Source organism: Arcicella sp. (assembly GCF_964672035.1).
The window spans coordinates 1-12,072 of record NZ_CBABQS010000107.1 but is presented as its reverse complement, the minus strand read 5'-3'; the positions used below and the strand labels follow the sequence as shown (position 1 = coordinate 12,072).

Below are 12,072 nucleotides of genomic sequence, written 5' to 3'. Positions count from 1 at the left end.
CACTATTGCTACTAAAAGATGGTTGGGCTGTTTGGGCTAATACTACTGTCCCGAAAAGTTGAGTATGTATAGTTGAAGGATTTCCAATTACTGTTGTATTTGAGCCATTTCCTACTGCTCCATAACCGATAACAACTTGGTTCGTTTGATTGTCGGCAAGTGGGTAAGCCTGATAGCCAATGAAAATCGAATTATTTGAAGTTGTATTTTGAGTACTACCACCTAAAATATATCTACCCGAAAAATAACCTAACGAAACATTATTAGCACCACCAGTAATAGATGATAATGCTCCACTTCCGAATGCTATGTTTTGCGAACCTGTTATATTTTTTTCAAGTGAATATTCCCCAAAGGAAGAATTGTTATTCGCAGTTGTACTCGACAATCCAGAAGAAGCCCCAAAATAGCTATTACTACTCCCTGTTGTATTACTTTGCCCTGCACCATTTCCAAAATAGCTATTATTATTACCTGTTGTAGTATTCAATCCCGACCTAAAACCAAGTAAACTATTACTATTCCCAGTTACCAATTTCCACCCACATTCAGACCCAATTAGGGTATTTCCTGCACCCGTTGTTACAACATTTCCAGAATAATTCCCATAGAATGAATTACTTGAACCAGTGGTTATTGCTGCTCCAGATACGTTCCCTATTGCTGTATTGTTAATCCCTGTCGTATTTCTGCTTCCTGCGCAAACACCTTGAAAAAGATTCGTTGGACTAAAAGAACTTCTAATTTCATTTACAGTAGTTCCGCTTGAGTTTTTTAATGTCAATAATGCTGAACTTAGTGCAATTGTTTTTACACTAATTACAATTGTTCCATCGAACGATGAACTTGGAGTAATAGACAATGTTCCTGTACTTGTTGTTAATATACCAATTGCTCCTGTCCCTGACAATCCCGTAGTATTAACCCCACCAAACCCTATGTCAAATGTTCCTGATGTACGGCCTGTAATTGTATAGGATATTTGATAATAGTTGCCACTTGAAGGAGCTAATGTATTACTTAATGCACTTGTGTTTCCCGTAGTGTGAACCCATCCCGAAAACGAACCTGTCCATCCTGTTGAAGTCCAATTGCTACTTGATAAAAGTTCTGAACCTAAAGGAGCTGAATCAGTTGAACTGTTTCCTTGAATAGTATTTGTAATATAAACGTTTGGATTAGTCGAATTATAAGGCGTATAACCAAGTGCATTCGTAACATTAGTACCCGTAATGCTTGTCAAATAATTACTATTATCGTAAGAAATTGTCCCTGCTACACTTTTTACAAAGCCAGAACCTCCATTGAGTAAATTTTGTTTCAAACCCAAAGCCGTTTGTTGGGCTGTTGAAACGGGTTTATTGACGTCCGAAGTATTATCAACATTTCCTAATCCTACCATCGTTGAGGTAATTCCCGAAACAAGACTGACTTTTGATGCTAATTGTGTATTTACATAGGTCAAGTCTGCTTTATTGTCAAGTCCTAATTGAATGGATAATACCTTGATTAACGTATCAATGCTTAGGTTTTTAGCCTTTAGCATAACAATTGGCAAGTTTGGGGCTGTTCTTTGGGTTACGTTGATAGGGCGTAAATCAAGGATTGAATTTCTAACTTCGCTGGAAGTAAAACGCCCCTGTGAATATGCTACAATGGGAATTAACCCAAAAAGTATTAATAATATTTTTCTCATCTTTTCTATGATAAATTAATTAATGGCAATGTTCTGACTGGTACAGTAATCGTTTCTACTGCTAAGTTTTTTACGGGCAATACAACGTATCCGTTTATGGTAGTTCCTGCTCCCAAGTCATCGACAAACAAATTAGTTACCTCTATTTCAAAGGTTACTAAATTAACCTGTCTGCCGGTGCTTGGCATGGTTGCTACAAGGTTTGCAATGTAAGTGCCAAACGGTAATACCAAGTCTCTTGCAACATCGTAAAAAATGGTAAATAAAGAACCATGCTCGTCTTCTAACTGAATACCATTTTCTTGCGGACTTCCACTTTGAAATATTCGTGAACAAACAATTTTTGATTGCGTTGTCGATGTTGCATTGATAATGGCAAATGACTCAGTCGCTTTATTCCAAACGGACAACTCTAAATCGTAGCTCGAAAAATCAAATGGGTTCGTTGTTCCATCTTGAATAAACTTAATGGGAATAAACCAAGATTCTTCGGGTCTATATTTAATAAAAACGGTGCTTGTTAGCCTAATTGATTGTCTGCATATTAGTTTGTCCCTCCTAATTTGATTAAGAAATAATGGTAATCTTTATTTGCATTTGGCAACGATGACAAAGCAGTATTTCTTTGTGAATAATCCGTTGTTTCCCACATATCAGCCGTTACCGTATAAGTGTAATTTTGACCGTTATACAAAACCTTTAAAATACATGAAGTTGCTTCTGTGTTTTCGGGTCTTGCTAAAAATCCGCCCCAATATCCATCAGGTGTAATAAATTGTCTTTGTGGAATATGAGTACTATTTAGTAAATAATCTTGGGCTTTATCTTTTACGTAGTTCGCTCCATTGTCATAACTAATCTCCGATTCCCACAGTAAGAATTTAGCAGTAGGTTTTAAATCCACAAATGATTTAGCTGTTGAGCCAAAAGTTTTGCGTTGATACAAAACATTGATAACCCCAAATACTCCATTATACCCATCTAAATTATGCCCTGCGTAGTTTCTATCCCATACCGTCCATTCGCAACCCGTCATAGCAGTAAAACCACCAATATCAAAGCTGTATTCTCGGTCAAATTGCTTGCCTGCTAAAGATGAATTGGTAATATTAAATCCGTATTCGTTGTACTCATTTAGTCCAATTGCCCCACGGTCGCAAGTAATTTTTGATTGAAGAAACACTTTACGACTATCTAACTTATTTTGAACAAACCATTTATTTATTTCCCCTGCATGAATCACCCCTGCAATGACGTGGTTTACATTTGGATTGGGGTAAAACTTGTTAGCAACCCTTGTATTACCAGAATTATTGTAAGTAAAAGTTTCACCCTGCTTAAAGGTTGCATCAGCATACGAACTAAGTTCAGCACTTGGCAACGCATTTTTATAGTCTAATATCGTCTTGCTCGTTAAACTTAATGTATTAGTTGGATTCCAATCATTTGAAAAGGGAACTGTATTTGTTTGAGGGCTTCCGCTTCCTCTGTTAGTCCCATCAGGATTTAGTTTATAAGCTGGATATCCAGACGTGCTTACATTAGTAGTTGGATAGTTTGATGGGTCGATATAAGTCACATTAAGCGGAGATGAATATTGTGAAAATATGTATCCTTGTGAGTTATTAGCCATTCCTTGCAAAAAGGCTAAATGCTTATTACTTCCATCTTGTCCTAATTCGTAACCCGTTTCAATATCGGCATTTGCTAATCCTACATTTACTTTCCCGTTTACTTTATCGCCCCACCCGTATTGAACCGCACTACTGGCATTTATTCCTTCATCGTATGCGTTTTGTAGAGTATAGTTATCCCAAACACTTACATTAGCCTGTCCATAAGTTGCCCATGCCTTCTGTTCAAAAGGAATAGCAGACGTAAATTCCGAAAATTGATACGGCTGTCCATTAGGTTTTAAACAATTCGGGTCGCTTGTGTTTGGATAGAAAAACGATAAGTAATCTACGCAACGTGTTCCATATCCACCATAAACCCCTTGGATTTGGTCGTACATAAATGGGATACCAACATCAGGCGTTTTTCTATTATTTGCTGAAAAATTACCGCCTTCTGCCTGCCAGGCTACTGCCCAATTAGGATAAGACTTTCCAATAATTGGGTCTATTGAATTAACAATTGAAATAGTTGGAAATAAGTGAGGGCTGTATTTCCCGTTTACCGTTTCAGTAGGAACTGATTTAATTGCATTGCTAAAAAATACTTGCCCTGTTCCGCTTCCATCGCCCGACTTTGCACCAATGTTGATATAATTTGAAGGCACGTTGCTGTTAATACAAGTAGCATAGTAATACGTCCCTCCAACAACGGATTGAACCGATAAACTGCCCGAATTGGTCGCATAAGCACTTGATTGTCCAGAAACATACCAATTGTAATTTCCGACACAACCCGTGGCTGTTAGTGTGATATTGTCGCCCCCAACTGGTGAAGCTGGATTAGAAGTAATTACAGGTGCTGAACCAGAAACAGTAAAGGCTTTTTGGGCCGAACCATTACATGAAATGCCGTCTAATTTAAAAATGTAATTTCCTGCGGATAATGTACCGCTTGAAATTGTTTGTGTGTTGGCTGTTGGCTGAACGGTTGATGACTTAATCACCGTTGAACCATTTAAGATTGTCCAATTGGTATTGGTGAAGTTGCTGGCATTGAAAGAAAAGGTAACATTACCGTTTGAATATACGGCACTGACTACCTCAAATAGTTGCGTTCCATTGTTACACGATAATAAATTTGTAATTGTGAAAGTAACCACATTTGATTTAACCGATTTATTCAGTCCATTTTCACATCTTGCAAAGTAAGAATCGGTGTTATAAGCCTGTACGTTTACCGTTGCACCTGCTGAAAAAGACAAAGCATCCGTATTCTTGTACCATTTGTTAGTATTAGGCGCTACGCATGAGGTTGTCGTTGATAAGGTAACTGATTGACCACTTGACGGACTGGCAACATTTGAAGCAATCACAGGTGGGTCAATGGTGATTGTAGAAGATGCAAAATTAACGATACCCCCTAATTGACCTTGGAAGCGTGCCGAAGCGATTACGTCCGTTTTAGCAGAAGCAACCCCTATGTATTTTTGATACTTTGTCCAACCGCTAAACACACCGCTAATCCTACCTAATTCTTGATAAACGGGCGTTAAGGTTAAATCCTTTGAAAAGTCTGCTACAATATCACTTCCCGTTTTGGTTAATCTAATCCAAACGGGTGTAGTAACATTGCTAACCGTTGCAAGGGTATTCATTACGCCCGATTTAACCGAACGTTGCTGTAAAATGATTGATGTTGGGGTGATGGCAACCGATACGCCTACCTCATTACGAGAGGTATCTTTTCTGAAACCGATAATGGCTTTGGCTTTGTTTGAATTTCCTAAGTTTTCAAAATCAGAAATAAAAGCCTTCCAAACTACGTTATTTGCTCTTTCATCAAAAGTCTGCAATCCGAACTTATCACGTCCTGATTCATAATCATTCTTTCCTGAGATTATCCAGTTGTCTTTGTAATTATGGATAAACTTTGTCCATGTTTCTAACTTACCCCCACCCGTTACCACTACCAAGGTATGTTCAAAAGTTTTTTGGACTTTACAATACTTCCCTTCCCCCTCAATATTTAAAAAATACGTTCCCGTGGGTAATGTTGAAAGGCTAATTGTAAAAGATTGGCTTGTGATACCCGTCTGGCTTAATAGCGGACTACCTACCGAAATTTGAGCATCGGTTAAATAAGACTTAATGCTGGTAACGTTTGAAAAGGAACTGTTTACAGAATAGCTATTCGTGCCGTTTAATTTATCAATGCTGATAATTGAGACATTACAGGCATCGTTTTTGGCTACGTGCGAAACAGTTCGCATATCAAAACACGTAGAAACGGTACTTGAAAAAGTTACGTAATACGTTCCTGTTATTAATGTTCCAAAGTCGATAATTTCTTTGTTTGATGTAGCGGTTGGCGTTGTTCCACTCTTTACAAGCGCTCCTGTATATGAACCTATCCGAACCTCGTAATTAAAGGGGTTAATCTGAGCATTTGGCGAGTACAAGGTAAATTCATGGATTGTTTGCGACCCCGCTTGTAACTGTTCCGATAGGATTGACAAAGTACAGTATTGAGATGAAGCCCCTACGGTTATCGTAGCCGTAGCTTGTCCTAAGACTGTGCCATTATTAACGGCTTCGTAAACAAAGCTAAATGAACCTTGTTGTGATGATGTAGTTACTTTTAAGCCCGTAAATTGGTCTTTAGTAACTACCAATCCACCCGTTAATGTTTGCCCTGCCTTTAATCGGCAATCCGTACCGATTGGCAAGTTTAAATCGTTCGATAAAACATCTATATAATCGTAATTTGAACCTGCAATTGTTTTAGTATCATTGTTGCAAACGACACTTTGAGATGCTATATTTTCAAATTTCCAATAATAATCTTTACTGGCATCTAACCGTTTATTGTTCCCAAAGTCAAAATAAATCGTAGCACTTGGGGCAATGTTTTGGGAGTATAATAGATTTGTTCCCGTAAAATCGTAAAGGGTTACCGCCTTCCACTGCGTTGATGAAAGATTCTTTAAGGCTACATTCAAAAGCCCTGCTTGATACCATCGTTGAGAACCAGGGTCGTATCCTTTTGGTGATAAAAACCAAAATCTTTGGGACGTGGCGACCTTTGAGGTATCTTTTTTATTTTGTTCAGAAAGTTGCCCACTCCCCGTTTCAGTAATTTCAACGTCGGCTACTGAAGTGATAAAGTAATTGCTTTGAGCCTCTGCATCCACAAAAGCCCAAAGGGTAATTAAAATAAGGATTAATAATTTTTTCATATTTTTTTTAGTCTTCACTCGATCCTGTTCCCGGCATTGGATTATCTGATTCATCACCCCCGCCAAAGTTGCTATTTTGATTTATGTATAATTCGATTGATTGTTTTCCTACGGTGGTGGATTGTCCTTTAATTCTTACATCAAAGAAATAAACACCTTCGTTCATTAAGTCAAACGTGTTGGTATTTTGCCAATTTGCTATTGTACCACTGTCAGTTAGGGAATAGCCAAACTCAAATAAGCTTATTGAATTACCGCCTGTTTCCGTGATGTTTATTGGCACTTTGAAATTATAGCCTTCGTTTGGCGTTGTTTGAAAGACTACAAAAACCACGTTACTGCTTAATTCACAATTGATATAACAGTTTCTAAAATCAACTTGACCCGTTACTTTGTTACGCCTAAAAAAGGTGAAATCCCCGTTTGTTGGCGTGAAAATTCCACTTCCCGAACTGTTAATTATGGATGTTGGGTATTTCCATTCAGATACATCACTTACCCTTCGATTATAATCTGGAAGTAATGCGTAATACCATGCTGAATCTTGGCTTATGTCTATGTTGGTAATTCGTAAGTATGGCATTTAGCAAACGGTTTCTATCGTAAATACTTCATCTTGGCATTCAATTTCTAATTCAAAAGCACTCGGCTCGCAAACATGACCTTCAAAATCGGCAATATATTTAGCTAAAGGCACATCGTTTGAATCAATGTAATATTCCTTTAATCGTCCTTTGGCAATGTCGCAACTAATCTCAAAAAGGGTTAATTTGTAAATGTCTTCCCGTAAATCGTAATCAAAAGGGGGCATAACCACAAACCGTTTATAAGCAAATTTTGAATAACCGCTAAAACTCAAAACGTCCCCTAATTTGATATTTCTTTTTGTTCTCATACTCCCTCTTACGATATTGCGATGAGAATAATAATTACTAACAATCCTTTGAGCAGTAAAACTTAATAGGTTGTTTGGTATTTGATTGCTTGAATCTTTCCACTGATTTGTTGCAATTTTTTTAAAAACATTTGAATTATCTGTGGTTTGTTTCTCAATCAAATACGATGATATTGTACTGCCTCCATTAAATCCGTCTCCGTTTAGGCTTGTCAAAGTATCGGGCTTATTTGATACTTTATTTAGGTTTGTATAGGAATGAACTTCTTTTACTTGTGTACTATTAATCTTTAAATTTGTGTATAGAATATTGTCTGGTACATTATCGTTAGTCAATGTTCCCCCTCTTAAAATAATCGTTAGTTTAATTTTTTCTGGGAACGCATCATAAGCAATATTCACGTTTATCGGAATGCTATAATTTAATTCCTGTGAGGTATTATTATTCCCTTGTGTTTCAAAAATTAATTGTGTTGCTATTAAATCAACTGTTGCGGTTGGCGAATCTATTTGGTCTTGAGCGTACCAAACTTTTTGAGATGGCACGTAGTAATATCTCTTTTTAATTTTTCCTCCGTCAAGTTCTACATCTGCATAAATAATGGCAATACCTTTTTTTGCAGTTGATGAAAAACTAATCGTTATATCTGTCTTATTAGGAACTTCAATTAGATTAGAAAATAGACCTGTTTCAATGTATTTGTAAAAATATGTATTTTTTAATTCCCTTTTTTTAGCTTCATTTATACTTGAATTATTATTTATTATCGAAACGTCTTTGTCTAAATCCCATACTTGATTATCCGTAAACATGTACGATTCTGACCCATTTTGAGATACACCATTGGTTACAACTATATTTTTTGCTGTCCAATTATTTCCAACATTTAATGATTCACCGTAAGCATATTCAATGTTTTGGTACTGATAAGGTCGTCTTGGCTCTCTGATAAATTCGTCAATGAGGAAATGCCAATGTTTAGGCGTTTCGCTGTCTGTTGGTCTTAGTATGCGTCTAATATTCTCTTTTTTAGTGGCTAAAAACTTAATATCCTTATCGTAATATTCTGACAAAACGGTGTCACTTAATAAATACGGTATTCTAAGAATATTCCAAACCCCCGAACGTTGTACTACGACTAATCCTAATGAGCGGAAAATTGACATCAATACTTCTTCGCAATTTTTAGATTTATTATCACTTGCATAGCACAAATAATCAGTAAAAACTTTTTCTAAAACTCTTTCGTCTTGGGTCTGTAAACTTGTCTCGTAAATATCATTGATAACCTTATACCCAAAATCTAATTCTGCTTTATCTAAACACGTTTTGATAAGACTTAAAATACTTACTTTTGTCCCTATGACTTTAAAAATTGGTATTTTCTTGTATATAAGTCCGTAAACTCCGTTTTCATATCCATATTCAAAAGCATACGTAAAACCTTCTTCCGTTGTTACGGTATTATTAATGGCAAGTGTATTATAGCCAAATTCTGCTTTATCATTAATTATCGCTTTATCGTCTTCGGAAACAAGCAAAGGGAAATTAGATAAATCACCAATGGCATCCGTGGCGGTTAGACTTAAAACGTAATTTGTTCTATATGCTGAATCGTGGCATAAATCTGGCACTACCCATCCTCTATAATATAATTCCCCATTTACATATTGGTCAAACCTTACTTGCCTTTCATAATCCGTAATAATATTTTCTAAGGATAAGTCTTGTTGTTCGTAAAACTGAATATTTAGACTACCCCCCCATATTGGATAAAAAATATCATCACTATTGTTGGAAGGATATTGAATTTTTAAAGGGTTTGCACTTCCAAAAATAATTCTGATTGGGGTACCCTCATAGTCTTGTCTCCAAATCTCGGTTCGTAAAATCTTGCCAAAATGTGATTTAGTTTCAAAAAAATATTGTAGTCCTAATGCCATTTATCTACTTCCGTAAGTTCTTGCTTTTTGTCTAATCGACTTGTCTAAACTATGCGACAAATCATTTCCATCAGCCGTTAATTTCCCCGTTAAATTGATTGTGAAAGTTTGGTTTTGATTCCCGCCACCACCGTACGCACTACCGCCCCCGTAAGAACTACTACCGCTTGAGTAGTTTTGAGCGTAAGAACTTGAAGCGCTCGTACTTCCGCTTGCACCACCGCTTGAAACAGATGACGATATTGCACCGCTTAATGCAGAAAGGGCAACGCCCGCTAAAATCATTCCTGGTCCTGAAGTAAATGGATTAGTTACAAGTGGCTCTAATAACAATAAGGCAACGCCCGCTTTTGCAAACATTTCACCCATTTGACCAAAGACGTTTCCAATTACACCCATAATAGCTTTCCCTGCATCTCCTATGCTTGCATTTCCTGCTATCATTGCACCAAAAACGTTCCCTAATCCTGAAAATGCACTGGCTGTGGCATCCTGTAATGATGATTGAATACCTGTATTAAGGCCTTCAAAAATGCCTTTCATTTTCTGCATTTTTGGCGACAATTGTCCCGCAAATGAATCAAACCTACCTGAAACCCCGCCCATTGATTGACCTAATTTGTCCGATAAACCCCCTAACGGATTAGGAATATTTAAGGCTGTTGATATATTCCTTGTCCCAACGCCCTCTAACCCACCGTCTGACTTAACAGCCGTACGCCCCTGCATTCCTTCACGAATAATTTTAGTTAAATTGGCTTCGTGTTCTTTTTCAAGGGCTTCTAAGATTTTATGTTTTGATGCGGTGCTGGCTTTTTCTTGATTGGCTTGTTTTACTTTTTCCTCGTAAGCCTGTTTTTCTTGTGCCAATTCACGGGCGTATTTTTGAGTAATTAAACTATTCTCAATTTTTAATGAATCAGATAGGAGTTTTTGCGTGTTTTTGTAAAATTCCGCTTGTGCTTTCTCTTGTGCCTTTAATTCTTCGTCAGTTAATGCTTTTGTTTTGGGAGGTGTAGGCGGTAATGTTCCATCTGCTTTAATGGTTCTTACCGCAACAAATTCAGAAAGTTTCTGTAAGGCTGTTTGCGTTTTTTGAATATTAGCATAAGCATCATTTACTTCATCATTAATTTGATTAGAGAATTGACCTTTTTTGATAAAAACACCCATTCCTGCAGAAATTTGCTTTCCTGATACCTCTTTTCTGTACTTTTCAGCTTTGGCGGTCGCTTCATCATAAGCATCTTTTTCATTAACCAATTGCTCGGATAACTTTGAGATTTTAGCTTCTGCTCCTTTAGTTACGGCATTCTCAAAAATAGACTTTGTATATTTCTTAATGGCTTCGTCTGCTTGTCCTGCTCTTACTGCTTCAATCGTTAAGCCTTCAAAGTATTTAGGGGAAATAGCAATCAACTGATTTAAAGCTGTTTGTTTTTCTTCAAGGCTTCTAATGTTACTTTTTATGATACTAACTAATGCACCTGTTTTTGAAATTTCTATTTCAAACGTTCCGTAATTAGCTTTTTTAACTTCGTTTAATTGATTTTCAGCATTTTGTAAATTGGATACCTCTTTTGTCGTTGAACCTAAGATTTTACTTAGTCCGTACATGGCACCCCCTAAAAGAACAATACCTGCAATAGCAAGTCCAATAGGGTTTAATAATAACATATTGCTAAAAAATCCAACTGCGGTAGATGCCTCGGCAAAGGAGATGGTAATAGCAGCGACAAATTCTGTCATTCCAAAAATACTTGTGGCAACAAACCCTTTTATGGCCGTTGCACCAATTAACATTGCGCCCCCTAATGAGGCAATTGCAGTGCTTATTCCACCAAGGGCAATTAATAAAGGTGGTACAATAACTAATAACCCCGCTGTGATACCGATAAACTTTTGAGTTTCTGGTGAAAGTCCTTCAAATGCGGTGGCTAACCCTGTTACGGAATTGCCAATATTATCAAAAATAGAAGTTAGTCCTAATGTTTTGCTTAACGATTCTCCTATCCGTCCAGTAGCGTTAAAAATAGAATCGACTACGTTTTCCATTGCGTTCTTGATTCCCGCACCGGCTTTGGGTAGTTTTTCAAGTTCCAACGTTATCTTTTCAATAACCTGTTTCCCTGTTACCCCTGTTTTTGCTATCGCTTCGGTATCAATTGTTCCAAAGGCTTTCATTAATGCACCGCCAACCTGTGGAGCGTACTCCTTAATTACCCTTAAATCCGCTCCAAATCCCGTAGTCTTACCGCTTAATTGCTGTAATTGTAAGGCAACTCCGTTTAATTCGTTCTTTCCTTTTCCAACCAACGCCAACGCATTTCCAAAGGCTAAAATTTCTCTTTTAGCATCGTCCGCACTAAACCCGACTGAACGCAAACCAATTGACATTCCGATGGCCTCTTTTAATCCAATGCCTGGCAGTTTGGCGAGTTGTACATATTCATTATACCGTGCTGTGGCGTATTCTGCTGACTTACCCACCCCGTACTGTTGTTCCTCAATGGATTTTAAACCCATTTTTAAAGATTCTAATCCACCGCCATTTTCTAATACTTGTTTAGTGAGTAATCCCAAAGGCACGGATAAACCAATACTTATTTTTTGCCCAACATTTGAGATACTATCTCCAAACGATTGTAAACGTGAATTAGCACCCGACACAAAAGATGATAACTG

General features: G+C 37.2%; 6 protein-coding genes. All 6 read right to left on the bottom strand.

Going from position 1 to position 12,072, the window contains the following annotated elements; all coding sequences use genetic code 11:
- Nucleotides 1-1,696 (bottom strand): beta strand repeat-containing protein (locus AC1W31_RS19010; RefSeq protein ID WP_481736074.1); only part of this gene is annotated, 1,696 nt, incomplete at its 3' end.
- Nucleotides 1,697-1,701: 5 nt separating this feature from the next.
- Nucleotides 1,702-2,106, bottom strand: coding sequence for a hypothetical protein (locus AC1W31_RS19005; protein ID WP_481736073.1), 405 nt, complete (start codon nucleotides 2,104-2,106; stop codon nucleotides 1,702-1,704).
- Between the two features lie 134 nt (nucleotides 2,107-2,240).
- The gene (locus AC1W31_RS19000; RefSeq protein ID WP_481736072.1) at nucleotides 2,241-6,548 is read right to left on the bottom strand and encodes an autotransporter outer membrane beta-barrel domain-containing protein; all 4,308 of its coding nucleotides are present in this window, start codon (nucleotides 6,546-6,548) and stop codon (nucleotides 2,241-2,243) included.
- A gap of 7 nt (nucleotides 6,549-6,555) precedes the next feature.
- The gene (locus AC1W31_RS18995; protein WP_481736071.1) at nucleotides 6,556-7,131 is read right to left on the bottom strand and encodes a hypothetical protein; all 576 of its coding nucleotides are present in this window, start codon (nucleotides 7,129-7,131) and stop codon (nucleotides 6,556-6,558) included.
- Nucleotides 7,132-9,387 carry a hypothetical protein gene (locus tag AC1W31_RS18990; protein WP_481736070.1) on the bottom strand — a complete coding sequence of 752 codons (2,256 nt, stop codon included), beginning with the start codon at nucleotides 9,385-9,387 and terminating at the stop codon, nucleotides 7,132-7,134.
- A partial coding sequence (locus tag AC1W31_RS18985; protein ID WP_481736069.1) for a phage tail tape measure protein occupies nucleotides 9,388-12,072 on the bottom strand: 2,685 nt, incomplete at its 5' end. It abuts the gene before it with no gap.